Origin of the sequence: Streptomyces sp. NPDC056144 (genome assembly GCF_042264145.1) — a bacterium.
Lineage (GTDB): Bacteria > Actinomycetota > Actinomycetes > Streptomycetales > Streptomycetaceae > Streptomyces.
The window spans coordinates 1,204,284-1,228,274 of record NZ_JBHJVF010000001.1; the positions used below are offsets into that span (position 1 = coordinate 1,204,284).

At 72.7% G+C, this 23,991-nt stretch carries 25 protein-coding genes; 14 read left to right on the forward strand and 11 right to left on the reverse strand.

Annotated elements, in window-relative coordinates:
* Positions 1 to 446 precede the first annotated feature (446 nt).
* From ACFC0Z_RS05145 to ACFC0Z_RS05160, 4 genes are all read left to right on the forward strand, one after another.
* The gene (locus tag ACFC0Z_RS05145) at positions 447 to 1,109 is read left to right on the forward strand and encodes an HAD family hydrolase (protein ID WP_376432865.1); all 663 of its coding nucleotides are present in this window, start codon (positions 447 to 449) and stop codon (positions 1,107 to 1,109) included.
* Positions 1,110 to 1,222: 113 nt separating this feature from the next.
* A complete protein-coding gene (locus ACFC0Z_RS05150) occupies positions 1,223 to 1,624 on the forward strand; it encodes a hypothetical protein (RefSeq protein WP_376432867.1) in 402 nt (133 codons plus the stop codon).
* A gap of 81 nt (positions 1,625 to 1,705) precedes the next feature.
* Positions 1,706 to 2,389, forward strand: coding sequence for a DUF6766 family protein (locus tag ACFC0Z_RS05155; RefSeq protein ID WP_376432869.1), 684 nt, complete (start codon positions 1,706 to 1,708; stop codon positions 2,387 to 2,389).
* 52 nt (positions 2,390 to 2,441) lie between these two features.
* Complete coding sequence (locus tag ACFC0Z_RS05160) at positions 2,442 to 3,848, forward strand: FAD-dependent oxidoreductase (protein ID WP_376432870.1); 1,407 nt, start codon at positions 2,442 to 2,444, stop codon at positions 3,846 to 3,848.
* A 15-nt stretch (positions 3,849 to 3,863) separates the two neighbouring features.
* On the opposite strand, the gene ACFC0Z_RS05165 is transcribed toward ACFC0Z_RS05160, so the two are convergent.
* The gene (locus tag ACFC0Z_RS05165; protein WP_376433467.1) at positions 3,864 to 4,427 is read right to left on the reverse strand and encodes a heme-binding protein; all 564 of its coding nucleotides are present in this window, start codon (positions 4,425 to 4,427) and stop codon (positions 3,864 to 3,866) included.
* Positions 4,428 to 4,744: 317 nt separating this feature from the next.
* Between ACFC0Z_RS05165 and ACFC0Z_RS05170 the strand changes: the two genes are divergently transcribed.
* The 4 genes from ACFC0Z_RS05170 to ACFC0Z_RS05185 all read left to right on the forward strand — a co-directional run bounded on the left by ACFC0Z_RS05170 (position 4,745) and on the right by ACFC0Z_RS05185 (position 9,454).
* Positions 4,745 to 5,902 (forward strand): sensor histidine kinase, encoded by a 1,158-nt coding sequence (locus ACFC0Z_RS05170; RefSeq protein WP_376433469.1) that lies wholly within the window; start codon positions 4,745 to 4,747, stop codon positions 5,900 to 5,902.
* A 65-nt stretch (positions 5,903 to 5,967) separates the two neighbouring features.
* Positions 5,968 to 6,621 (forward strand): TOPRIM nucleotidyl transferase/hydrolase domain-containing protein, encoded by a 654-nt coding sequence (locus tag ACFC0Z_RS05175; protein WP_376432872.1) that lies wholly within the window; start codon positions 5,968 to 5,970, stop codon positions 6,619 to 6,621.
* 197 nt (positions 6,622 to 6,818) lie between these two features.
* On the forward strand, positions 6,819 to 8,861 hold the full coding sequence (locus tag ACFC0Z_RS05180) for a calcium-binding protein (RefSeq protein ID WP_376432874.1): 2,043 nt from the start codon (positions 6,819 to 6,821) through the stop codon (positions 8,859 to 8,861).
* Between the two features lie 239 nt (positions 8,862 to 9,100).
* Positions 9,101 to 9,454 (forward strand): hypothetical protein, encoded by a 354-nt coding sequence (locus ACFC0Z_RS05185; RefSeq protein WP_376432876.1) that lies wholly within the window; start codon positions 9,101 to 9,103, stop codon positions 9,452 to 9,454.
* Between the two features lie 3 nt (positions 9,455 to 9,457).
* Here the strand turns inward: ACFC0Z_RS05185 and ACFC0Z_RS05190 are convergent, their stop codons facing one another.
* The 3 genes from ACFC0Z_RS05190 to ACFC0Z_RS05200 are packed head-to-tail and all read right to left on the reverse strand — an operon-like array spanning position 9,458 to position 12,008.
* Positions 9,458 to 10,624 carry an oxygenase MpaB family protein gene (locus ACFC0Z_RS05190; RefSeq protein ID WP_376432877.1) on the reverse strand — a complete coding sequence of 389 codons (1,167 nt, stop codon included), beginning with the start codon at positions 10,622 to 10,624 and terminating at the stop codon, positions 9,458 to 9,460.
* A gap of 57 nt (positions 10,625 to 10,681) precedes the next feature.
* A complete protein-coding gene (locus ACFC0Z_RS05195; RefSeq protein ID WP_376432880.1) occupies positions 10,682 to 11,737 on the reverse strand; it encodes a polyprenyl synthetase family protein in 1,056 nt (351 codons plus the stop codon).
* Positions 11,730 to 12,008, reverse strand: coding sequence for a polyprenyl synthetase (locus tag ACFC0Z_RS05200; protein ID WP_376432882.1), 279 nt, complete (start codon positions 12,006 to 12,008; stop codon positions 11,730 to 11,732). The genes ACFC0Z_RS05195 and ACFC0Z_RS05200 overlap by 8 nt, the downstream gene beginning before the upstream one ends.
* 203 nt (positions 12,009 to 12,211) lie before the next feature.
* Between ACFC0Z_RS05200 and ACFC0Z_RS05205 the strand changes: the two genes are divergently transcribed.
* Entirely contained in the window at positions 12,212 to 12,865 is a 654-nt protein-coding gene (locus ACFC0Z_RS05205; RefSeq protein WP_376432884.1) for a DUF402 domain-containing protein, read from the forward strand.
* Here ACFC0Z_RS05205 and ACFC0Z_RS05210 read toward each other — a convergent pair.
* Both ACFC0Z_RS05210 and ACFC0Z_RS05215 read right to left on the reverse strand, forming a co-directional pair.
* Entirely contained in the window at positions 12,862 to 13,683 is an 822-nt protein-coding gene (locus ACFC0Z_RS05210; protein ID WP_376432886.1) for a DUF5995 family protein, read from the reverse strand. The genes ACFC0Z_RS05205 and ACFC0Z_RS05210 overlap by 4 nt on opposite strands.
* Before the next feature lie 21 nt (positions 13,684 to 13,704).
* Entirely contained in the window at positions 13,705 to 14,289 is a 585-nt protein-coding gene (locus ACFC0Z_RS05215) for a hypothetical protein (protein WP_376432888.1), read from the reverse strand.
* A gap of 222 nt (positions 14,290 to 14,511) precedes the next feature.
* Here ACFC0Z_RS05215 and ACFC0Z_RS05220 point away from each other — a divergent pair, with 222 nt between their 5' ends.
* Positions 14,512 to 14,796 (forward strand): pyrimidine/purine nucleoside phosphorylase, encoded by a 285-nt coding sequence (locus ACFC0Z_RS05220; protein WP_376432890.1) that lies wholly within the window; start codon positions 14,512 to 14,514, stop codon positions 14,794 to 14,796.
* 200 nt (positions 14,797 to 14,996) lie between these two features.
* A complete protein-coding gene (locus ACFC0Z_RS05225) occupies positions 14,997 to 15,800 on the forward strand; it encodes a hypothetical protein (protein WP_376432892.1) in 804 nt (267 codons plus the stop codon).
* Positions 15,801 to 15,811: 11 nt separating this feature from the next.
* Here the strand turns inward: ACFC0Z_RS05225 and ACFC0Z_RS05230 are convergent, their stop codons facing one another.
* Together ACFC0Z_RS05230 and ACFC0Z_RS05235 are read right to left on the reverse strand one after the other, a co-directional pair.
* Positions 15,812 to 17,215 carry a sulfatase gene (locus tag ACFC0Z_RS05230; RefSeq protein ID WP_376432893.1) on the reverse strand — a complete coding sequence of 468 codons (1,404 nt, stop codon included), beginning with the start codon at positions 17,213 to 17,215 and terminating at the stop codon, positions 15,812 to 15,814.
* Between the two features lie 131 nt (positions 17,216 to 17,346).
* On the reverse strand, positions 17,347 to 17,433 hold the full coding sequence (locus ACFC0Z_RS05235) for a putative leader peptide (RefSeq protein WP_376433471.1): 87 nt from the start codon (positions 17,431 to 17,433) through the stop codon (positions 17,347 to 17,349).
* A gap of 329 nt (positions 17,434 to 17,762) precedes the next feature.
* Here ACFC0Z_RS05235 and ACFC0Z_RS05240 point away from each other — a divergent pair, with 329 nt between their 5' ends.
* Positions 17,763 to 19,391, forward strand: a complete 1,629-nt coding sequence (locus tag ACFC0Z_RS05240) for an ABC-F family ATP-binding cassette domain-containing protein (RefSeq protein ID WP_376432895.1) — start codon at positions 17,763 to 17,765, stop codon at positions 19,389 to 19,391.
* Between the two features lie 96 nt (positions 19,392 to 19,487).
* On the opposite strand, the gene ACFC0Z_RS05245 is transcribed toward ACFC0Z_RS05240, so the two are convergent.
* The 3 genes from ACFC0Z_RS05245 to ACFC0Z_RS05255 form a co-directional block, all read right to left on the reverse strand.
* Positions 19,488 to 20,141, reverse strand: coding sequence for a CoA transferase subunit B (locus tag ACFC0Z_RS05245; protein ID WP_376432897.1), 654 nt, complete (start codon positions 20,139 to 20,141; stop codon positions 19,488 to 19,490).
* Between the two features lies 1 nt (position 20,142).
* Positions 20,143 to 20,919 carry a CoA transferase subunit A gene (locus tag ACFC0Z_RS05250; RefSeq protein ID WP_376432899.1) on the reverse strand — a complete coding sequence of 259 codons (777 nt, stop codon included), beginning with the start codon at positions 20,917 to 20,919 and terminating at the stop codon, positions 20,143 to 20,145.
* A gap of 187 nt (positions 20,920 to 21,106) precedes the next feature.
* On the reverse strand, positions 21,107 to 22,582 hold the full coding sequence (locus tag ACFC0Z_RS05255) for a PHB depolymerase family esterase (RefSeq protein WP_376432901.1): 1,476 nt from the start codon (positions 22,580 to 22,582) through the stop codon (positions 21,107 to 21,109).
* A gap of 317 nt (positions 22,583 to 22,899) precedes the next feature.
* Here ACFC0Z_RS05255 and ACFC0Z_RS05260 point away from each other — a divergent pair, with 317 nt between their 5' ends.
* Both ACFC0Z_RS05260 and ACFC0Z_RS05265 read left to right on the forward strand, forming a co-directional pair.
* Entirely contained in the window at positions 22,900 to 23,694 is a 795-nt protein-coding gene (locus ACFC0Z_RS05260; RefSeq protein ID WP_376432903.1) for a 3-hydroxybutyrate dehydrogenase, read from the forward strand.
* Positions 23,695 to 23,712: 18 nt separating this feature from the next.
* Complete coding sequence (locus ACFC0Z_RS05265; protein WP_376432904.1) at positions 23,713 to 23,979, forward strand: hypothetical protein; 267 nt, start codon at positions 23,713 to 23,715, stop codon at positions 23,977 to 23,979.
* The last annotated feature ends 12 nt before the right edge of the window (positions 23,980 to 23,991 follow it).

Here is a 23,991-nt window from a genome sequence, read left to right on the forward strand (position 1 = left end):
TGCCGCCGCGCGGCGGCACGACGGAGGAGGGGCACTCGTACCCGTCGAGGGAAGAGCGCCGGATGACGGACCCGGAGAGGGAAGGGGACCGCGCCATCGACCCCGTGACGGGTGAGCGGCCGATGAGGGGCACGATGCCCGGCGACACCGCACGGGAAAGCTCGACGGGCGACGGCCCGATGAGGGACGGCGGCGGCATGCGGGAGGCGTCGACGGGTCAGCGGCCCGCCAGCGACCTGCCGATGAGCGAGGGCCCGATGAGCGACGCTCCGGCGGACGAGGGTCCGGGCCCGGTACGGCGCGTCGAGACGCGGGACCTGCCTCCCGACGCCCCGGAATCCTGGCCGCAGCCGTCCGAGCCCGACGACCGGCCGCCCACCCCGCCCGAGCGGTGACATCCCCGCGCGAGCGCTGACACCCACCGCACTCACGGAGGAACCCCGGACATGGACCGAGCCGCGCTGTTCGACGTCGACGGCACCCTCGTCGACTCCAACCACCTGCATGTCGTGGCCTGGTGGGAGGCCCTGCGCCAGGGCGGCCACCCCGTCCCCGCGCACGCGGTGCACCGCGCGATCGGCCTGCCCGGGGAACGCCTCCTCGACCACCTGCTCGGCGACGGCCGGGACACGGCGGAGGACGACCGCCTGTCCGCTGCCCACGACACCCTCTACGGGACGTACTTCGAACGGCTCCGCGCCTTCGACGGGGCCGCCGACCTGCTCCGTACCCTCGCGGACGACGGCTGGGCGGTGGTCCTCGTGACCTCCGCCCAGGACCGCGAACTGGACGCCCTGCGCGGCGCGATCGGCGCGGACGAGGCCATCGCGGCCACCGCCACCTCGGACGACGTCGACGAGGGCAAACCCGCGCCGGATCCGATCGAGCACGCCCTCGGCCTCGTCGACGTGCCCGCTGACCGGGCCGTCTTCGTCGGCGACAGCGTCTGGGACATGCGCGCCGCCCGTCACGCGGGCGTGCGTCGCGTCGCCCTGCTGTGCGGCGGCATCCCGCGCGCCGACCTCACGGAGGCGGGCGCCGCAGCCGTCTACGACGACCCGGCCGACCTCCTCGCGCACCTGGACACGAGTCCGCTCGGAGGAGCCTGAGCCGGCGCGCCCCCGATCCCCCCGCGGATCGCCCCTACGCCGGACGGGCCATCGCCTCGCGTGTCGGAACGCCGGGCCGAGGCTGCCTCCGTGCGACGGGGCAAGGTCGCCCCATGCGCACGATCACGACCGGTCTCCTCCTCGGCGCCCTGTGCCTCGGCCTGACGGGCTGTGCCGGCGTCGGGGAACGGACCGGCGCCGCCCGGCGCGCGGCCGTCGCCTTCGAGGAGGCCCTGCGCGCCTCGGACGCGCTCCGGGCGTGTGCGGCGCTCGCTCCCGGCACCCGCGAGGAACTGGAGAGCGACGGCCCCTGCCCCGCCGCCCTCGCCGGGCTCGACCTTGCCGCCGACGCGGGCTCGCCGCTGCGGACCGAGGTGTACGGGAAGCAGGCGCGGGTCGCCTTCGAGGACGACCTCGTCTTCCTCGCCTCCTTCCCGGAGGGCTGGAAGGTCACGGCCGCCGGCTGTACCCCACGGCCGGAACGCCCGGCGGACTGCGAAGTGGAGGGCCCCTGAGATGCGGACCGTGTTCATCTCCTGCCTCGTGATGATCGCGGCGGGACTCGCCCTCGCCCTCGTCGTCGGCCTGGAACGCCGATGAGCGGCCCCGCGCGGTTCCTCCGCGACAACGGTCTCAGCCTCGCCTTCGGCGCCGGTTTCCTGCTCTCGCTCCTCGGCCAGGCCGTCGCGGGCTGCGCCGAGCTCAACACCGTCCTCACCGCCGCGAGTCTCCACCCCGTCGGCTGCACCGAGTACGTCCTGACCTCGGACTTCCTCGTCGACGTCACCGAGAACTGGCAGTCGGAGTTCCTCCAGTTCTTCCTGTTCGTCTCCGCGACCGTTTGGCTCGTGCAGCGCGGCTCGCCCGAGTCGAAGCCGCTCGACAGGATCGGCCGGGAGTCGGACGAGGAGCAGAAGACCGGCGCTTACGCGGAGCCGGACTCGCCCGCCTCGGCGTCGGCCGGCGGTCTCCGGCAGAGCCTCTACTCGAACTCCCTCGGCCTCGTCATGGGCCTGATCTTCGTCCTCTCCTGGCTGGCCCAGTCCGTCACCGGCCGGGTCACCTTCAACGAGGACCAGCTGCGCGCGTACCAGGACCCGGTCGACTGGGTCACGTACGCCACCTCCGCCGAGTTCTGGAACCGGACCCTCCAGAACTGGCAGTCCGAACTCCTCGCCGTCGCCTCGATGGTGGTCCTCTCCGTCTACCTGCGGCAGCGCGGCTCCCCCGAGTCGAAGCCGGTCGGCGCCGCGCACACCTCCACCGGCGTCGAGGGCTGAGCGTCACCCTCTCCGTTCCGGGTAGACGCCTCTCGGCCGAGAGGAGCACGTCATGCGCGCGACGACCGGAACCTCGTACTGGATGGACTCGGCGCCGCCCCGCCACCAGCTGCCATCCCTGGAAGGCGACCTCTCCGCCGACGTGGTCGTCGTCGGGGCCGGGATCGTCGGCCTGTGCACCGCGCGCGAGCTGAACCGCGCCGGGCGCGAGGTCGTCGTCCTGGAGGCCGGCCGGATCGCGGGCGGGGTGACCGGGCACACCACCGGCAAACTGACCTCCCTCCACGGGCTCCGCTACACGGATCTGCGCGCCCGGCACGGCGACGAGGGGGCCCGGCTGTACGCAGACGCGCAGGAGGGCGCGCTGCGGGAGGTGACCCGGCTCTGCCTGGAGCTGGGGATCGACGCGCAGCTGGAGGGCTCGACGGCGTACACGTACACCCTCGACGAGGGGCGCGTGGAGGAGATACGGGCCGAGGCGGCCGCCGCCTCGGCGGCCGGACTGCGGGCCGAGGTCGTGACCGGGACAGGTCTCCCGTACCCGGTCGTCGCGGCCGTACGGCTCCGGGACCAGCTCCAGTTCCATCCCCGCCGCTTCCTGCTCGGCATCGCGGACGATCTCGTCGCGCACGGGGTCCGGCTGTACGAGCACACGCGCGTCACCGACCTCAAGGAGGGCGCCGACTGCCGCCTCACCCTGGAGAACGGGGCCACGGTCCACGCGCGCGACGTCGTCCTCGCGACCCAGTTCCCGGTGCGCTGCCACACCGGCCTGCTCCTGCGGCTCTCCCTCTATCGCGAGCTGGTCGTCGCCGCCCCGGTCGCGGAGCGGCACGCCCCGGACGGCATGTACCTGACCCACGAGGGCGGCACACGGTCCGTGCGCACGGCACCGCTCGACGAGGGCCGGCGGCTGCTGATCGTGGCGGGCGAGTCCTTCTCACCGGGCGCCGACGGCGTCGACGAACGGCTCGCCCGCCTGGAGAGCTGGGCGCGCGACCTTCTCCCGGGCTTCGCCGAGGCCCCGTCCTTCCACCGCTGGGCGGCAGAGGACGTGCACACGGCCGACGGACTGCCGTGCATCGGCCACGAGCATCCCGACACCGAGCACGTGTACGTCGCCACCGGATTCGGCGGCTGGGGACTCAGCAACGGCGTCGCCGCCGCCCGGCTCCTCACCGCCCACCTCACCGGCGCACCGCGCCCGGCCTGGACGGAGCTCGTCGACCCGCGCCGCCGGCTGCCCGTGCGCGAGCTGCCCGGGGTGGCGCGGCGCCAGGCGACCGTGGCCCGCCACTACCTGGCGGGCAGGCGCGACGGCCGCCGGTGTACGCACATGGGGTGCGAGCTGGGCTTCAACGAGGCCGAGCGGACCTGGGAGTGCCCCTGCCACGGATCGCGCTTCGCCGAGAACGGGTCGGTCCTCCAGGGGCCGGCCACGCGCCCGCTGGAGGACTGAACCCCTCCGTCGCCGTTACTTCGCGAGGGAGGCGACGCCGGCCTGCGCGAACTTCTCGTCCAGGTCGCCCGAGGGAGCACCGGCCACGCCGATGCCCGCGATCGGGGCGCCCTTGGCGGTCACCGGGGCGCCGCCGGCCAGGAAGAGGGTGCCGGGGATGTCGGCGAGGGTGGGGGCGTTCGCGAGGCGCTTGGCGAGCTCGGAGGTGGGGGCGTTCCAGGAGACGGCGGTGTACGCCTTCTTCTCGGCCGACTCGTAGGACTGCGGGCCGGCGCCGTCGCCGCGGAGGGTGACGATGGTGTTGCCGTTGCGGTCGACGACGGCGACGGAGACGCGCTGGTTCTCCTTCTCGGCGGCGTCGAGGGTGGCCTGCGCGGCCTTCGTCGCGGCCTCGATCGTGAGGTGCGTCGACGTGGTCGTGTTCTTGTTCTTCGCGTCGTCCTTCTTGGCGACGGCGGCGGCCGGGGCGGCCTCCGGCGCGGCGGCGTTCGCCGAGACGGCGCCGAATATGCCGGCGGTGAGCGCGGCGGCGGCGACGGTACCGGTCAGGACACGGGTGCGCAGGGTCAGCTTCTTCACGGTGCTCAGCTCCTTGGGATCGATTGATTCCATCCTGGGTCCGTATCCGTGCCTGAACGGTCGTCCACCGGGCTCGCCCCGGCGCCCCCGGTGGACGACACGGGGGTCAACCGATCGGTCGATATGGAAGGAGATATTCCCGTTAGTCTGATCTTCTGACGACGGCAGGCGGCGAGGAGCGAGCGGTGCTGAAGGACAGGCGGTCGCCGGTCGACGACGAGGCCGAGGAAGCCGGAGGCGTCCTCGACGGGGAAGCCGGGGACTGCGGGAATGGCGGGGAAGCGGTCGACCCCGACGTGGGCTGGCTCAGACGTGTCATGCACGTGGCCTTCTTCGTGCTGCTGGGCTCGTCCCTGACGCGCTACCTGATCGTGCACCCGCACGCCCCGAGCACCCCCTGGGTGATCGCCCTCGCCGCCTGCCTCGCCACCCTGTACGTCATCGGCCCCATCTTCGGCCCCCGCCCCGGCGACGGCCGCCCCGCCGTCCCCCGCGCCACCGCGTTCCTCTGGCTCGCCGCCGTCGTCGGCGTCTGGTTCGCCCTGGTGGTCCTCGCGCCCAGCTTCGGCTGGTGCGCGGTGCCGCTCTACTACACGAGCCTGCGGTCCCTCCGTGCCCGGTACGCGGTCGTCCTGGTCGCCCTCATGACCGCCATGACCGTCGGCGCCTCCATGAAGCTGCGGATGCGGTACGGATTCGACCCCAACCTCATCTTCGCCCCGCCCGCCGGAGCCGCCGTCGCCGTCGCCGTCTTCATCTACTCCCAGCGCCAGGCCGACCGTCTGCGCACGGTCATCGACGACCTCGTCCGCACCCGCCGCGAGCTCGCCGCGACCGAGCGCCGCGAGGGCACGCTCGCCGAACGCCAGCGGCTCTCCATGGAGATCCACGACACCCTCGCCCAGGGCCTCTCCAGCCAGCAGATGCTGCTCCAGGCCGCCGACCGGCTGTGGGAGACCGACCCGGAGAGCGCCCGCCGCCACATCCGTACCGCCGAGTCCATCGCCGAGCACAACCTCGCCGAGGCCCGCCGTTTCGTGCACGCCCTCGCCCCCGCCGACCTCGCCGGCGGCGGAGGCCTCGCCGAGGCCCTCCGTACCCTCGCGGCACGCGAGACCTCCGCCACCCTCCAGGTCCGCTTCCACGAGGACGGCACCCCCGTCGCCCCGCTGCCCGACCGGGTCCAGGCCGCACTGGTCCGCATCGCGCAAGGAGCGCTCGCCAACATCCGTGAGCACGCCGACGCGACCACCGCAGCCCTCACCCTCAGCCACCTCGACGACCAGGTCGTCCTGGACGTCGCCGACGACGGCCGCGGCTTCGACCCGACGGAGAAGCCCGGAGGCGTACGCGGCCACGGCCTCCCCGCCATGCGCGCCCGCGTCCAGCAGCTCGGCGGCACGCTCACCGTCGAGTCGACGCCCGGCGAGGGCACCGTCCTGACCGCCTCCGTCCCGCTCGCCCCGGAGGTGTGAAAACACGCGTGCGGCCGGGATCACCACCGTGCCACGATGGCGCCGGAAGCGAGGTGAGAGGGCGCATGGACGACGTGACGCGATTCCGCGAGGCGCTGGTGACCTGGGCGGCGCACGGACCCGGCGCGGACGAGGCCGCTGCCCGGGCCCGGGAACTGGCCGACGGCGTGCGGGCGGTCGTCCTCGTCGAGGGGGACAGCGACCTGGCCGCGCTCGAAGCGCTCGCCGGCCGACGCGGACGCGACCTCCGGGCCGAGGGCGTCGTGATCGTCCCCCTCGGCGGGGCCACCAACATCGGCCACTTCCTCGACGTCTGCGGCCCGCCCGGCCTCGGCCTCCCCCTCGCGGGTCTCTACGACATCGCGGAGGAGCGCCACTTCCGGCGCCACCTGGAACGGGTCGGACTCGCCGAGGCGGAGACGGACACCGGCCTCGACACCCTCGGCTTCCACGTCTGCGTCGCCGACCTGGAGGACGAACTGATCCGCGCCCTCGGCCCCGACGGGGTCAAGGAGGTCATCGAGGCCCAGGGCGAGGCGCGGCCCTTCCGTACCTTCGTCAACCAGCCGGCGCAGCGCGAACGCCCGGTGGAACACCAGCTCCGCCGCTTCCTCGGCACCCACAGCGGCCGCAAGGCCCAGTACGCGCAAGCCCTCGTCGACCACCTCGACCTGGAACGCGTACCCCGCCCGCTGGAACGCCTGCTCGCCCACGTCTGACGCTCCTTCGCTCCTGGGGCGTCGGCCGGGCTCGTGCCCCGGTCACGCGCGCTCCCTCGCGAGAGTGGATCCGGGTGGGCCGGTGGGCCCAGTGCGGCATGGCTCGGGAGCCGACCGCGGGCTCCGGTCTGGAGGCTGTGCGCTGCTCGTCCGCACACCCCCCCGCACACCCCCCACCGACGGAGGACCGTACGCCCATGACGTACGCAGACGTGAGACCCGTACCCCGGCGCCGAGGGCTGAGAGGGAAGGCCGGGGCGCCGTTCGTGCTCGCCGCGGCGCTGGCCCTGACCCTGCCCGGCACGGCCGTGGCGGCCCCCGGCGACCTGGACCCGACGTTCGGGACGTCAGGCCGGGTCGTCACCCCCATCACGAACTACGCGGAGGGCCACGACATCGTCCGCCAATCCGACGGCAAGCTCGTCGTGGCCGGCCAGAGCGAGGGCGGATTCACCCTGGCCCGCTACCTCCCGGGCGGCGGGCTCGACCCCGACTTCGACACCGACGGCATCGTGACCAGCGCCTTCGAAGGCGGCTCGCAGTCCGCGAACGCGGTCGCGATCCAGCCGTCCGACGGGAAGATCGTCGTCGCGGGCACCACCGAGGTCTTCGACCAGGAGGAAGGCAACGGCTGCTGCTTCTTCTCCGTCGCGCGCTACTTCCCCAACGGAGCGCTCGACACGGCGTTCGGCGAAGGCGGCCTCGTCCGCGTCCAGGAGTTCGGCGGCTCCGCGGACGGTGCCGACATCGCCGTCATGGGCGACGGCCGGATCGTCGCCGCGGGCAAGGGAGCCGGCGGCGGGTTCGCGCTCGTCCGGCTCCTCGCCGACGGCTCCCTCGACCCGAGCCTCGGCGGAGACGGCGCGGTCGTCGCCGGCTTCACGCCCACCTCGCCCCAGGACGGCGGCGGCATCGCCCGGCGCATGGAGCTCCAGCCCGACGGCAAGATCGTCTCGGTCGGGTACGTGGGGAACACCGCGTTCGACATCGGCGTGGCCCGCTACCTCCCCGACGGCACCCTCGACACCAGCTTCAGCAACGACGGCATGGTCACGGCCGACTTCGGCGGTACGGAGTTCGGCAACGCGATCAGCGTGCAGCCGGACGGCAAGATCCTCGCCGCGGGCTCCGGCGGCGCGGGCTTCGCCCTGCTGCGCTACCACGCGAACGGCACCCCCGACGCGACCTTCGGCACCGGCGGCCGTACGTCGGTCGCCTTCCCCGGCGACGGCGGCCTGCCCTACGCGATGGCGCTCCAGACCAACGGCAAGATCGTCCTCGCGGGCCGCGCGGACGACCCCAACAGCTCCGAGGCCAACGACTTCGGCGTCGCCCGCTTCAACTCCAACGGCACCATCGACACCGGGTTCGCGGGCGACGGCTTCGCCGTCACCGGCTTCAACGACTTCGACGAGGCCCGCGGCGTCCTCATCCAGCCCGACGGAAAGATCGTCGCCGCCGGGTACGGCGCCGGGTTCGCCTTCGCGCTCGCCCGCTTCGAGGGCGGCGACGCCCCGGTGCCCCCGGCCCCGAACGCTGACCTGTCGGTGTCCTCGAACAGCCCGGTCCCGGTCACCATCGGCGACCGCGCCACCTACACGGTGACGGTCACCAACTCCTCCGCCTCCACCGCCACCGCCACCGGCGTCACCCTCACGGACACGCTCGCGGGCACCGGTGCCGCCGTCACCTCCGCCGCCACCACCCAGGGCAGCTGCACGACGACGGCGACGCAGGCCACCTGCGCCATCGGCTCCCTCGCCCCCGGCGCGAGCGCCACCGTCACCCTCACCGGGGAGCCCCGCTCCACCGGCACCCTCACCAGCACCGCCACCGTCACGGGCAGCCCCGCGGACCCGAACTCCGCCAACAACACGACGGCCGTCACCACCTCCGTCAACAACGCCCGCGGCTGCACCATCATCGGCACCTCCGGAGCCGACACCCTCAACGGCGGCTACGCCAACGACGTCATCTGCGGCCTCGGCGGCAACGACACCATCCGCCCGGGCTACGGCCACGACACCGTCTACGGCAACTTCGGCAACGACAACGTCGACGGGTCCTTCGGCGACGACACGCTCAACGGCGGCCCGGGCAACGACACCCTGAACGGCAACTACGGCAACGACCGCGTCAACACCATCGACTCCGTCAACGGCAACGACACCGCCAACGGCTCCTACGGCACCGACACCTGCTCCACCGACCCCGGCGACATCCGCCTCGGCTGCCCCTGATCCCTCGTGGCGTGAGTTCCCGGCCCCTCGTGCCGTCCCGGGACACTTGTCCGGGACGGCACCCGGACAAGGCGCCGACCTGACCGGACACCGCGAGGTCCGTCCGGGACGCCCCGGAGACCTTGTCCGCCCGGTGCGCCGGGCGGCAGCGTTCGGGCCGCCCGGTCGGCGTCACGGCGCCGGACCGGCACGCGGCGGACACACCGTCCGCCGCGACCGTCCCGTACACGAGGAGTGTCATGAGGTTCCGCACGATGCTGACCGGAATAGCCGGCGCCGCGCTCGCGATCGGCGTCGCCGCCGCCCCCGCCCACGCCGACGGGAGCGTCCGGCTCGGCAACAACGAGGCGGGCGTCGTCTACCGGAGCTACGGCGACATCTTCGAGATCTGGGACAACGTCGACGACGACAAGGCCGTCTACGTGAAGTGGGCCTACAACTCGAGCCTGAACGGTGCCGCCACACTCCGGGTGCCCGTCGACTACAGCACGGGCTACACCCACAACCTGGAGCTCGACGAGGCCCGCGGCACGGTGTACTTCAAGGTCTGCCAGGGCACCCGCTGCTCCGCCCTCGGCAGCAGCAACATCTGACGGTCAGGAGGACGACAGGGCGGCGCCCGGCGGGGTCCACCGTCCCGTGCGCGAGGGCCCGTTCGGGACGCCGTACTCCTTGCGCAGGCTCTCCGGGATCGCGTAGTGCATGACCCGCCCCCGGGTCAGCGAGGAGAGTTCGAAGACCGTCGTCAGATGGCCGAGCCGGTCGAGGGCCCAGGCGCCGAGCGGTGAGCTGTCCTCGATGGATTCCAGGACACCGAGCAGATGGGGCACGACCTTGACGATCGTGTCCCATCCGCCGCTCGGCACCTCCAACCAGTCCGCACTGGTGTCCCCGACGAGGTAGCGGATCAGTGCGGGCACGATCGGGTCGAGGAGCGTGCCGGGGACGACCTCCTCGTACAGGTCGATCAGCTGCCGGGTGAGATGGACGCCCTCAGGCGACGGCCCCATGTGCCGGATCATGTACAGGTCGAGGAACGCACGGGCCTCCTCCAGGGTCGGCGGGACGGCGTCCTGGTCGACACCGAGCATCGCGCCGACGACCCGCCAGGCGTAGTAGTACGCCTCCGCGCCCTCCGTCGACATGTGGATGCCCAGCCGGTGCAGGCTGTCGAGCACGAGCAGCGAGAAGAACATCTGCCCGCCGATCATGTCCTCCTGACAGATCGGCACCCCCAGTGCCGCCCGGTCCCAGCGGTTCTCGCGTGTGAGGTGGTGGCGGATGGAGGCGTGCAGCAGCCGGACCTTCTGCGCGGCGGGGATGAACCGGCTCCCCGCCTCGAACGCGTCCGGCCGCATCAGGTACACCGTGAACTGGCCGGTCGCCGCCATGCGCGTGGACGGGTAGTTCAGGCCGTGCGTCGCCGAGAGCAGCTTCGCGACGTGCGGGACGAGATAGCAGGCCGGCATCGAGGCGAACGACAGCGCCGTCGCGATGTGCACGTTGTTGTCGACGAAGAACAGCCGCGCCCGCTCCATCTCCTCCCAGTCCACCCAGGCCGGCGGGGCGCTCGTCGCCGCCAGGTACTCCCGGGCGACCTCGGGCAGCCCGTCCGGCAGGGGAGCGCCGACGGTGGAGACGTACCGCATGAGCGTGTTGAAGGTGCCCGTCTCGCCCCGGTCGAAGAGGGCGGCGACGGTGGCGTCGGCGAGCTCGTCGCCGCCGCCGCGCAGGGCGTTCATGGACGCCTCGGTGTAAGGCATGGGGTTTCCTTGTCGTCATCCGGGATCGGGAGAGGTGTACGTCAGGAGAGGCGGACGTCAGGCGAGGCGGACCGTCGCCGAGTGCGCGAGCTCCCGGAGGGCCGTGGCGGCGGGCGCGGGCACGTCGAGCTCGTGGAGCGCGCCGAGCGCCTCCTCGACCCGGGCGGCGATCATGCGCTCGACACGGTCCGGCGCCTTGAGCCGCCGCATCAGCGCGCGTACGGCCTCCAGCCCGGCCGCGTCCAGATCGTCGGCGCGGCCGAGCAGGGCGCCGAGCTCCTCGCGCTCCCCGGGCCCCGCGAGGCGCCAGGTCTCGGCGAGCAGGGCCGTGGGCCGGTGGCCGCGTACGTCGTCGGCGTTGGCCTTGCCCGTACGGAGGGACTCGCCGAACAGACCGAGCAGGTCGTCCCGCAGCTGGAAGGCCTCGCCCAGCGGCAGTCCGTAACCGCGGAAGCCCTCGCTGAGCCGCTCCCCGGCCCCGGCGAGCGCGCCGCCGATCAACAGGGGCTGCTCGACCGTGTACTTGGCCGTCTTGTAGCGGATCACCTTCAGGGAGGCCGCCGTGTCGGGGACGGCGCCGGTGTGCAGGATCTCCAGGCACTCCCCGGCGATCAGGTCACGCGCGAGCAGGGCCCACAGGGGCCGGGCCCGGGCGAGGTACGCGGCGGGCAGCCCGCTCGTCGCGAACAACTGCCCGGCGAGCGACATCAGCAGGTCGCCGACGAGCAGCGCGAGCGATCGCCCGGCCTCGTCGGGCCGGGGATGGCTCCGTACGGCCTCCCGCAGGGCGACGTGCGCGGTGGCCCGGCCGTGCCGCAGCGGACTGTCGTCGATGAGGTCGTCGTGGACGACCGCGGCGGCGTGCACCAGTTCCATCGACGCCGCCGCCCGCACCAGCGCGTCACTGTCCGGCTGCCGCGCCGCGCGCCAGCCCCAGTAACAGAAGGCCGCCCGCAGCCGTTTGCCCACCGCGACCGCCGTCTCCACCTGCTCGGCCACGGGACCGAGAGCGGGATCGACCGCTACCAACTGGTCGGCCTCGTCGGCGACGAAGCGGTGCAGCACCTCGTCGACCCGGGCACGGAAGGCGGCCTGCTCCCAGCCCTCAGCCACCGTCGGCCGCCCGGCGTGCCTTCACGTGCCGGGCGAGGACCTCCAGGTGCGCGGGCGGCACCGAGGCGTACCGGTCGAGCACGAGCCGCCCGCGCGCGGTGAGTTCCCGCTCGGCCTCCGCCGCCAGCTCCGCCCCGTCCTGACGCCGCGCGAACCCCCGCACCACGTCGAACGCCGATCCGACGGCGCTGACGGCCACGTCCGCGAGCCCCGCCACCAACAGCACCGCCTGCTCACCGGGCCGCGCCCCGCGCCCCGTCTCCCCGCTCATCCCCACGACTCCCTCTCCACCAAGCCTCGTCGCGACGCGGGTCGGGCGCCGCCTCCGCGAGGATCTCCGTCCGATGATCACGACGACGGCCAAATCCCCGAACGAGTGATCACTCGCACGGGTGAACACGCGCCTCGAACGGATAGCCGGAGCGGCCTTGGGCAGGCTCCACGCCACGACAGCACGCGGCTGAGGAGGGGTCGATGAGCGGCTTCGCGGTGGGGGACACGGTGGTACGGCGGGACGTGTACCGCCCGGGCAAGGTCTGGAGCGAACACGCCCTGCGCGTCCTCGCCGACACACCCGAGGCGCTGGTCACCGGCTGCGCCCCCGGCGCGGAGGTCCGCTGGCCCGCCCTGTACGTCCAGTCCCGCGCGGAGGACGACCAGGACGTCCGGGCAAGAGCGCTGGACGCCCTGGCCACGGGCGACTGGGAACTCGCGGCCGACCACTGGCAGGACACCGAGATCCTGCTCTGGAAGCCCCCCGAGGCCTGGTTCAGCGTCAACGCCTTCTTCGTCACCGACACGACCGGCCGCCGCCTCCGGAACTGGTACGTCAACTTCGAGCGCCCCACGACCCGCACACCCGCCGGCTTCGACACCTTCGACCTGGCCCTCGACCTCCTCGTCACCCCCGACCTCGACAGCACACGGTGGAAGGACGAGGACGAGTACGCGCAACTGCGCCGCCTCGGCGTCATCACCGCCGCCGAGCACGAAGCCGTCGACGCCGCCCGCGAACAGGTCCTCGCGATGATCGCGGAGCGCTCCGGCGCGTTCGCGGAGGGAGCGGACTGGGCGGAGTGGAGATGGGAGGCGGACTGGCCGGACCCGCGCCTTCCCACCCGCGACTAGACCGTCGTCGTGGGCCAGCGCCGACGGTCGGGGATCAGTCTGCGCAGGATCCACAGGGCGGTGCGGAGTTTCCGGTCGCCGGGGGTGCGGATCTCGGAGACGAACGCGCCGGTGCTCCTGGTGATCGACCGCGACGCGTCCTCGGCCGCGTCGGGGTCGAGGAGCCGGTCGCAGTTGTACCAGGCGAGGCCCCGGGCGACCCGGATCCCGTAGTTGCTCAGCAGTTCGTCGCTCCGCGTGAACAGCTTGTCCCAGGACTCCAGCCCGACGATGTACCGGGACGCCAGGTCGTCCTGGACCACGTCGATGCAGGAGGCCAGCACCTCGTTCATGCGGTGGAAGTCGGCGGACCGGCCCCGGTCGCCCGTCGACGTCGCCATCTGCCGCAGGGCCAACGGCAGGTCGTAGGACATGTGCGCCATCATCGAGAAGAGGACGTCCTCCAGCACGTACGAGTGCCGGAATCCCGACGCGGCGACGACGTCCCGCCAGGGCTCGGGGATGGAGCCCGGCAGGTCGTCGGGCCGTACCTCCCCCGATGACCCCTTCGGCCGTCCGGCCATCCAGGCGTCGACGCCGTCCATCGCGTCGAAGTAGGCCTGCGCGAGCGTCTCGCACAGCGTGGCCACCCACGGAGGATCGTCGAACGCGGGATCCCCGGTGCCCAGGCTCGTGGCGAGCGCCGAGGTGAGGCGGTAGTAGGTGTACGCGAACGCGGCCCGGCGGTCGCGGGCGGCGTCGTACTGCGCGACACGGTCGGCGAGCAGCGCGGCGACCCGGGTGACCCTGGCGGCGGGGAGCGTGGGCTCGGCGGTCATCGGGGGTGTCCCTGCCGCCGGCTAGGCCGGCTTGCTGATGAGACGGGTGTCCTCGGCCGCCCGTCCCCACGCGCACACCAGCACCGCGGAGAGGCTTCGCCGGTCGGGCGTGACCTGGTAGTCCGCCGTCCAGTCGGCTCCGAGCAGCGGCATCTGGTAGGTCGCGGCCATCCCCTCGTCGCGGATCTGCGCGGTGTAGGTGAACGTCCGGGTGAGCAGGCGCGGCACGGGACCGAGCTGCTCCTTCCCGTTGATGGTCACGCCGATGCCGTCGCGGTGCAGCACGTACTGCTCCTCCAGGAGGTACAGGGTCACCCCGAACTTGGAGATCCTGACCACGTTGTCGGCCCGGCCGAACTCGCCGACCTCCGGCTTCGCCACGATCGTCGACTCCTGCCGGGGCATGCCGGTGAGCCGTTCGACGGCGTGCATGGAGGCGGCGAGCAGTTTGTTCTTGAGCCCGATGCGGCTGCGCAGGAAGAGGCGCCAGTCGGTGACGCGGAAGGAAGCCGTTCCCCGCCAGACACCGGTCCCGATGTCGAAGTAGTAGACGTGATTGGGCGCGGTGGTCCGCTGGCGAGGGGTTTCCTCGGGCTGCGTGGTCACGCCAGGCAGCGTGGCATCACACTCCGTGAGCGTCGGTGAGGCGCGCGGCGGGATGCCCTCGAATGGCGCGCGGCCACCCCCGGACGTCACCTCCGGCGCGGTCGCCGACAAGGAGTGGACAGCGGCTCCGCCCTTTCGGGGACTCACGTAGCCTCCGCTCCGGGGATCCGGCGGCTGCCGAGCCGACGGACGGCCCCTGCCCGGATTCACAGGAGGAAGCGCGTGTTCAAGGTCAACGAGTACTTCGACGGCACGGTCAAGTCGATCGCGTTCGAGGGAAGCGAAGGTCCGGCCACGGTCGGAGTCATGGCCGCGGGGGAGTACGAGTTCGGTACCGCGAAGCGGGAGATCATGCACGTGGTGTCCGGCGCGCTCACGGTCCGGCTTCCCGGCTCCGAGGACTGGGAGACGTTCGGGGCCGGTGAGAGGTTCGAGGTCCCCGCCGACAGCAAGTTCCAGCTCAAGGTCGACGTCGACACCGCCTACCTCTGCGAGTACCGGGACTGAGCTCCGCCTGCCGCGCTGGGGCGATCCGCCCCTGTGACGGGTATTCCGTCGGTGGAGCGGGTCGACGGGGGAGCGGCAGGGGGGCTGGGATGGGCAACCGTGTGTCGAGGGTACCGGAGCCGACGGGGGATGAAACGGCGCGAGCCGAACGCGACGGCCTGGGCGCATTCGTCCGGAGCTACGAGGCCGCGTCGGACGCCGTGAGCGGCGCGCCGAAGACGGGACGGCCCCGGTCGGTCGGTGGCGCGTCGCTCGCGCTGTCCGTGGTCGCCTGGCTCTCGGGCCTGACGGCACTGGCCGGCCTGACCCTGGGGGCGAGCCGGCAGTTCGTGCTCGTCTCGGCCGGGCTCTACGCCCTCCTCATGACGGCCGCGGTCCTGCTGGACCGGCGGTGGCCCGTACCCCTGCCGGTCGGCCGGTACCTGCACCGCTACGAACGGGGCCTGCTGATCCCGCGCCGAGGCGAACCCGCGGTCCTTCGGTGGGACGAGGTCCTCACGTACACCGCGCACGAATCGCCGGGAAGCACCGGGGGACCCCACGGCGGGCAGGTGCCCGCCTCCTGCTGCGTGCGGCTCAGGTCGCACGACGGGCGGGAGACGGGCTTCCTCGGCGGACAGGACGCGTTCGTCCTGCACGCGGTGGTGCGGGAGGAGGCGGTGCGGCACCGCTTTCCCGCGGCGCACCGGGCGGTGGACGAAGGCCGGAGCGTCTCCTTCGGCCCCGTCACGGTCGACCGCGAAGGGATCACCCTCGCCGACGCGGCAGGCGTCCCGTTGGGCTCCAGAAGGATGACCCGGCTCTTCCCCCGCGGACGACTGGCCTGGCACCGGCTCCAGCGCGTGCAGTACCGCGACGGCATCCTCCTGATCGTCCTCGACACCAGAACGGCGTGGACGGAGAGGGGAGTCCGAGGTCACCTGCGGGACGAGGACGTCCCCGACCTGGCGGTCCTCCTGGAGCTGGTCCGGGCGTACGTGACGCCCGGGACCGTACGCCCCTGAGCCGACCGGCCTCAGTAGCGGAGCAGCCCCGCGTCGATCCGCTCCCAGGCCGCCCGCAGTTCGGCGAGCCGAGCCTGTTCGAACGGCGCCCGGTCCGCCTGCTCGCGGGAGTCCTCGGACAGGTGGAAGAGCTGGTCACGGCCGGACTTGCCCCGGTAGTACTTCCAGTCGCCGCGGCGCAGCGCCCGCTCGCCCCGCACCCGCCAGAACAGGTCCCGCTCGGGCACCTCGGCGTCGCGCAGCAGGTGTCCGGCGAGACTGGTGCCGTCGAGGGGGTACGCCGGGTGGGGCCGGGCCCCGGCCAGTTCCAGCAGGGTCGCCGTCCAGTCGGGCGAGAACACCGGCTGGTCGCTGACCTGGCCGCCGTCGATCCTGGCGGGCCAGCGCAGGATCGAGGGGACGCGGATGCCGCCCTCCTGGAGCGAGCCCTTGTTGCCGGCGAGCGGCCAGTTGTACGAGAAACGCTCGCCGCCGTTGTCGCTGCCGAAGAAGACGAGGGTGTCCTGCTCCTGGCCGGAGCGCTTCAGCGCCTTGAGGACCTGGCCGATCGAACGGTCGAGGTCCTCGACCATCTCCTTGTACTTCTCCACGGAGCCGCCGTCCTGGTGCCAGAGGGCGGAGCGGTCGCCGGCCTTGATGCGGCGGACGATCTCGTCGCTCGCCTCCTTGTCGCCGTCGGCGATCCAGGGCCAGTGCGGGGTGGTGAAGTTGAGGTTGAGCAGCCACGGCTTGTCGTGGTCGCGGGCGATGTACTCGCCGGCCCGCTCGGTGAGGATCCGGGTGTAGTAGCGCAGGTCCTTGTACTCGGCGTCGCCCTCGTAGAGGTCGTACTCGCCGCCGAGGCCGAGCTTGGAGTAGTACTCCAGGGCCCCGCCGAAGTTGCCGAAGAACTCGTCCCAGCCGGACTTGGTGGGGGAGTAGTCGGGCAGGTAGCCGCAGTGCCACTTGCCGATGAGCGCCGTCGCGTAGCCGGAGTCCCGGAGGAGCGAGGCGAGCGTCGGGTGCGTCGGTTCGAGACCGACGGACTTGTCGGCGATCGGCTCGGCGAGACCACCCTTCGTACGGCCCGGGTAGCGGCCGGTGTAGAGGCTGAAACGGGTGGGGGAGCAGGTCGCGGAACCGGAGTAGGCGTCGGTGAAGCGAACGCCCTCACGGGCGAGGCGGTCCAGGTGGGGGGTGCGTATGTGCGGGGAACCGTACGAGGAGAGGTCGGCCCAGCCCAGGTCGTCGCCCAGGATGAAGAGGATGTTGGGCCGCCGGGAGTGGCGGCGCGGGTGGGCGGCGCGGAACGGACGCTCCTGCGCGTCGGTCGCGGGGACCGCCTGCGCGGCGGGCGCCGCGGTACCGAGGGCGGCCGCGGCGGCGGCGCCGGCGGCGACCCCGCCAAGGGCACGGCGGGACAGGGGCGTGGACATACGGGACTCCAGAAGGGCGTGCGAGATGGTGAGGGCATGCCTCCGGGGCCCGGCAGACGGAGGGACGGCGCCGCGGGCGGGGCGTACGGAGGAGCGCGAGGAAGCGGCGGGCGAGCGGAACCGGCCGCGGGTCAGCGACAGACGGCGCTGGCGACGCGGACGAGATCCACGTGGCGGCGCTGAACGAGGGTGACCGAGCAGTCACGCTGGGGCTGCATGAGGCAGGAGTCAAGCCGAACCGGAATCAGCCCGTCAACGCCAAAGAGGCCTGTGACACGGGTTGTTCGTACGGATGTAACAGTCGCGCGGGCCGAGGGCGCGGCCGGGGAGCCGCCGTCGGCGGAGCACTGGATGGAGGGGGCCCACCGGCCGTAGGGGGCCCGAAAGTCCCGGGCTCTCGCGGCGCCCGGCTGTTAGCCTGGGCGTATGGGTACGATTCACTACTTCTTCCTCTGATTCGGGTGCCGGCCCGGCCGCCGTCGCGGTCGTCCGCCGGTTTCGCGTGCCCTGATTCCGCGAATCCCACGAATTCATCAGAGGAACACCCATGCGCGAACGCGCTCAGCTCTCCCTTCGTCATGTCGCCGTCGCCTTCGGGGGCCGCCGCGTCCTCGACCAGGTCTCGTTCACCGTCCGCCCCGGGGAGAAGGCCGTCGTCGTCGGCGAGAACGGCTCCGGGAAGTCCACCCTGCTGCGGCTGCTCGACGGAGGGCTGGTCCCCGACGAGGGCGAGGTCCTGGTCCGCTTTCCGGGCTCCGTCGCCCGCCTGGCCCAGACGCTTCCGGAGACGTACCCGGTCGGCCCGGACGACACCGTCCGTCATGTCGTCGATCTCGCTCTCGCCGAAGTGAGAGCCCTCGAAGCCGAGTTGCGGGAGGCGGAGGTGGGGCTCGGTGCGGCCGGGCCCGAGGAGCTCGTCGCGTACGGCGAGCTGCTCGAATGCTTCGAGGAGCGCGGCGGCTACCGCGCCGACGCCGAACTCGCCGCCGCCATGGACGTGCTCGGGCTCGGGCACGTCACCGCCGACCGGCCGCTCCCCACCCTGTCTGGCGGCGAGCAGGCCCGGCTCGCGCTCGCCTGCGTCCTTTCTTCGGGGGCCGAGCTCTTGTTGCTCGACGAGCCGACCAACCACCTCGACCGTGGCGCCGTCGACTGGCTGCGGGCGCGGCTCGCCGCGCACCGGGGCACCGCGCTCGTCGTCACCCACGACCGCGCCTTCCTCACCGGGTTCGCCACCACGGTCCTGGAGGTCGACCGGGACCGGCGGACCGTGCTGCGGTACGGGGACGGCTGGGCCGGCTACCGGTCGGCGAAGGCCGCCGAGCGGCGGCGCCGGGCGCAGGAGCACCTGGAGTGGCGGGAGGAGGTCACCCGTACCGAGGAGCTCGTCGCGGCGGCGGGGCAGCGGCTCGCGGTGACCGGGAAGGACCCGCGTCAGGGCTTCGGCAAGCACCGCCGTTCCAGCGAGAACAAGCTGTCCGGACAGGTGCGGACTGCGCGCCGCCGCCTGGAGGAGCTGATGCGTGAGCCGGTGGCCGCACCACCGGACCCGCTGCGCTTCGGCGGGCGGTTCGCGGAGGGCGGCGGGGAGCCGCCCGAGGGCCCGCTCGTGGAGCTGACGGGGGTGACCGTCGGCGGCCGGCTCGCCGTCGACGGGCTGCGGATCGAGGCGGGGGAGCGGCTGCTCGTCTCCGGCCCCAACGGGGCCGGGAAGACGACCCTGTTGCGGGTCATCTCCGGTGAACTCGTTCCGGACGCAGGTGTGGTCCGCCGTACCGGCCGGGTCGGTCACCTCGTGCAGGAGCTTCCGTACGCGCCCACCCGCCGGACGGCTCTGGCCGTCTGGGCGCAGGGGCGGCCGGGGCTCCCCGAGGAGCACGCCGGGGAGCTGCTGGCGCTTGGGCTGCTGCGGGAGGAGGACCTGACCGTGCCGGTGGCGGCGCTCTCCGCCGGGCAGCGCCGCAGGCTCGAACTCGCCTTGCTGGTCTCCCGGCCGGCCGATCTGCTGGTCCTCGACGAGCCCACGAACCACCTCGCCCCCGCGCTGGTGGAGGAGCTGGAGGAGGCCGTCGCCGCGTTCCCCGGTGCCGTGGTCGCGGTCTCGCACGATCATGAGTTCCGGGCCCGGTTCGCCGGCCGCCGACTGGATCTGTCGGGAGGGCGAGTGGCCTCCTGAGGGTGGCTCTCCTGCCGGGTCCGCCGGTCCCCGGTCCGCCGGTCCCCGGTCCGCCGGTCCGGTGGCTGTCCAAGGGCACCGGACCGGCGGAGGACCTCAGGCGTGCTGCCCGACTCCCTGGGGTACGCGGAGCGGTGCGGCGGTCGCCGCGACGACCTGTTCGGTGGTGACCCCCGGGGCGAGTTCGACGAGCTCGAAGCCGTCCCGGGTGACGTCGACGACCGCGAGGTCGGTGATCACGCGGTGGACGACGGCCCGGCCGGTGAGCGGGAGGGAGCAGGTCTCGACGAGCTTCGGGGTGCCGTCCTTCGCCGTGTGCTCCATGAGGACGATGACCCGGCCCGCGCCGTGCACGAGGTCCATCGCGCCGCCCATGCCCTTGACCATCTTGCCGGGGATCATCCAGTTGGCGAGGTCCCCGGAGGCCGCGACCTGCATCGCGCCGAGGATCGCGGTGTCGATGTGCCCGCCGCGGATCATGCCGAAGGACAGCGCCGAGTCGAAGAAGGAGGCGCCGGGCAGGGTGGTGACGGTCTCCTTGCCGGCGTTGATCAGGTCGGCGTCGAGTTCGTCCTCGGTCGGGTACGGGCCGACGCCGAGGATGCCGTTCTCGGACTGCAGGACGACCTCGACGCCCGGCGGGAGGTGGTTGGGGATCAGGGTGGGGAGGCCGATACCGAGATTGACGTAGCTGCCGTCGGTCAGTTCCCGGGCGGCGCGGGCCGCCATCTGCTCGCGGGTGAGGGCCATCTCAGGCGCCGCCTTCCTGTCGTACGGTCCGGCGTTCGATGCGCCGCTCGGCGGCGGGGTCGCCGGGGGCGACCTTGACCACGCGCTGGACGAAGATCCCGGGCAGGTGGACCTCGTCGGGGTCGAGCTCGCCGGGCTCGACGAGGTGGTCGACCTCGGCGACCGTGATCCGTCCGGCCATCGCCGCGAGCGGGTTGAAGTTGCGCGCCGAGGAACGGAAGACGAGATTGCCGTGCCGGTCGCCGATGGTCGCGCGGACGAGCGCGAAGTCCGTGGTGATGCCCTCCTCCAGGAGGTACGGGCGACCGCCGAACTCGCGTGTCTCCTTGGGCGGCGAGGCCACCGCGACCGAGCCGTCGGCGGCGTACCGCCAGGGCAGCCCGCCCTCGCCGACCTGGGTGCCGGTCCCGGCGGGGGTGTAGAAGGCGGGGATCCCGGCGCCGCCGGCCCGCAGACGCTCGGCGAGCGTGCCCTGCGGCACGAGCTCGACCTCCAGCTCGCCGCTCAGGTACTGGCGGGCGAATTCCTTGTTCTCGCCGACGTACGAGCTCGTCATCCGGGAGATCTGACCGGCGGCGAGCAGCAGCCCGAGGCCCCAGTCGTCGACTCCGCAGTTGTTCGAGACGATGCCGAGGTCCTGCGTACCGCGCTGCCACAGTGCGTCGATCAGCGTGCCCGGTATGCCGCACAGACCGAAGCCGCCCACCGCGAGCGTGGAGCCGTCGACGATGTCGGCCACCGCCTCCGCCGCGCTCGCGACTGTCTTGTCCAGACCCATACGGTCCCTTTCCCTCGGGCAGCCGGGATGCGTCGACCGTGCTGGTCGGAGCCGGTGCCAGTACTACCGATGGGCAGCGAGCCTAGGCAGGTGGGAAGGGCGCAACCATGGCTGTCATCCACATACCAAGGGGGGTTGAGGTGGTGATCACCACCTCAACCCCCCTTGGTCAGATGGGCAGGCGGACTCAGGGTGTGCAGCCTCCGTCCGCGAGGACGTAGTAGCCCGGCGCCGTCTGCTTCAGGGTGTGGACGGTGAAGGTGTTCCACAGGCCCATGGGCTCCTTCGAGCCCGTCGCGTACGTGTAGCCGCCGCTCTGGTAGGCGCGCCCGGCGACCGTGTGGTCGTAGTTGCTCGCCGTGTGGCAGGTGACCGTGTGGCCGGATCCGGTGCCGGTCGTCGTCGCGGTCACGGCGGCGGAGACCGCGCCGCGCGTGCCGGCCGCGTCGACGGCCGCCACGGTGTAGCCGTACGCCGTCCCGGCCGTCAGGCCGGTGTCGGTGTACGAGGTCGTGGTGGCGGTCCCCACCTTCGTACCGGCGCGGAGGACGTCGTACGAGACCGCGCCGGAGACGGCCGTCCAGCCGAGGGACGCGGTGGTGTCGGTGACGCCGGTGACCGCGAGGCCGGCGGGCGCGGGGAGGGAACCGGGGTTCTGCGTGCCGCCGTCGAGGCCCCAGAAGCGGGCGGTGTGGTAGCTGGAGCAGATGGTGTCGAGGTAGTACGTGCCGGTGGTGCCGCACTGCTCGGGGCCGCTGCCGGGGTCGACGGCGAGACCGTGGGCCATGCCGGAGATCGAGTACACCTGGACGGCCGGCTTGCCGGTGGCGTCCTCGTAGCTGGTGAGTGTGGTGCCGCCGCTGAGGCTCTCGGTGCGGGTCGGCGTCTGGCCGAGCCCCCACACGTCCGTCCACTGGTCGCGCAGCTCGGTGGCGTTGGCGGGCTTCACGGTGGTGTCCGAGGTGCCCTGCCAGATCGCGACCCGGGGCCAGGCGGTCGTGCCGGAGGGCGCGGCCGCGCGGACGAGCGCGCCCCACTGGGCGGGCGTCTTGTTCGGCGGGCTGTACATGCAGGTGTACGCGGAGGAGACGCTGGTCGCGCAGGAGGCGGGGAGCCCCGAGTCGACGGAGCCGCCCGCGAAGACGTCCGGGTAGGCGGCGAGCATGTTGGCCGTCATCCCGCCGCCGGCCGAGAGGCCGGTGATGTAGACGCGCCGGGAGTCGCTTCCGTACCGGGCGAGGGCCGCGTCGACCATCTGCTTGATCGACAGCGCCTCGCCCTGACCGCGCGTGCTGTCACCCGACTCGAACCAGTTGAAGCAGGAGTTGGAGTTGTTCGCGCTGCTCGTCTGGGGAAGGACGAGGGCGAAGTCGTACAGGTCGGCGAACTTGGGCCAGCCGGAGTTCGCGTAGTAGTCGCTCGCGCTCTGCGTACAGCCGTGCAGGGCGACCACGAGCGGGGCGCCGGAGGGCAGGCCGTCGGGCGCGTACGTGTACATGGACAGGTGGCCAGGGTTGGAACCGAAGCCGGTGATCTGCGTGAGCCCGGCGGCCGAGGCCTGCGGGCTGACGGTCATCAGACCGGCCGTGAGGGCCAGGGCGCCGACGGCGGCGGTGGCCCAGCGCCGGACGCCGGCGGTGAGGCGGGAGAAGGGCTGTCCCATGACGACTGCCTCCTGAGGGGGATGGGGATTGGGGATGGGGAACGGCTCGAAGGGCGGTGCCGTGCATCATCGGGGCGGGCGCGACGGCGTTGACATGGGTGGGACAGCCAGGGTTCGCGGTGAGCTCGTGTGACGGGCATCCATGGCCATCGCGCGGGCCCGCTGACTAAGGGGTTCCTGACAAGACGGTTACCGGACAAGGCACGGCGGCGGGGAACCCGTGCCGCACTCATAGAGATCTCCGACACCACTAATCGCCGGATTATGGGTGTTGCCCACATGGGACGAGCCCAGGGCCCTCCCTAGCGTTTCCGACCATGACGCACACATCTCCCCAGCCCACGCCCCTTCCGCCGCCCGGCGGGGCGCTCGACCTCAGCGGTCGTACGGCTCTGGTGACCGGTGGCGGCAGCGGCATCGGCAAGGCCTGCGCGCTCGCCCTCGCGCAGGTCGGGGCCGTGGTCCACGTCGTCGACCGGGACGCCGAGGCCGCCAAGGCCGTCGCGGAGCTCGCCGGCGGCCAGGCCCACGTGGCCGACCTCGCGGACGGGCCCGCCATCGGCGGACTCCCGGCCGAGGTCGACATCCTCGTCAACAACGCCGGTCTCCAGCACGTGGCGCCGCTCACCGAGTTCCCGCCGGAGCGCTTCGAGCTCATCCAGAAGGTGATGGTCACCGCGCCGTTCCTGCTGATGCGCCACACCCTGCCGCACATGTACGCGCGCGGCTGGGGTCGGATCGTCAACGTCTCCAGCGTGCACGGACTGCGGGCCAGCGCCTACAAGTCCGCCTACGTCGCGGCCAAGCACGCCCTGGAGGGCCTGAGCAAGGTCGCGGCGATCGAGGGCGCCCCGCACGGCGTGACCAGCAACTGCGTCAACCCCGGCTACGTCCGCACCCCCCTCGTCGAGGGCCAGGTGCGCGACCAGGCGGCCGCCCACGGCATCAGCGAGGGCGACGTGCTGTCCAACGTCATGCTGGCCCGCTCGCCCGTCAAGCGACTCCTGGAGTCCGAGGAGGTCGCGGCCGCGGTCCTGTGGCTCTGCGGCCCGCACTCCGGCTACCTCACGGGGACCTCCCTGGCCCTCGACGGGGGCTGGACCGCGAGCTGAGGACATGCGGGAAGGGCCGTGAAACACCTTCACGGCCCTTCTGGGACGGGTGAGCCGCCCCCCCCGTTCTGGCGCGCTATCGGCCCGTTCCTCCCGCCGGGCGCGGGCACCTGGGCGGCGCGCTCGATCGCGTACTTCCATCGCAACGCCGTCGGCACCTCGCTCCTGGTGCTCGGCGCCTGGGCCGCGATCGGGACCGCCGTCACCCTGCTGACGGCGCGGCCCCGGCGGCAGCCCGGGCGCGAGCCCCGCCGCCGTGACGGCAAGCTCGCCGTCACGGGCTGACGCACGCGCCGG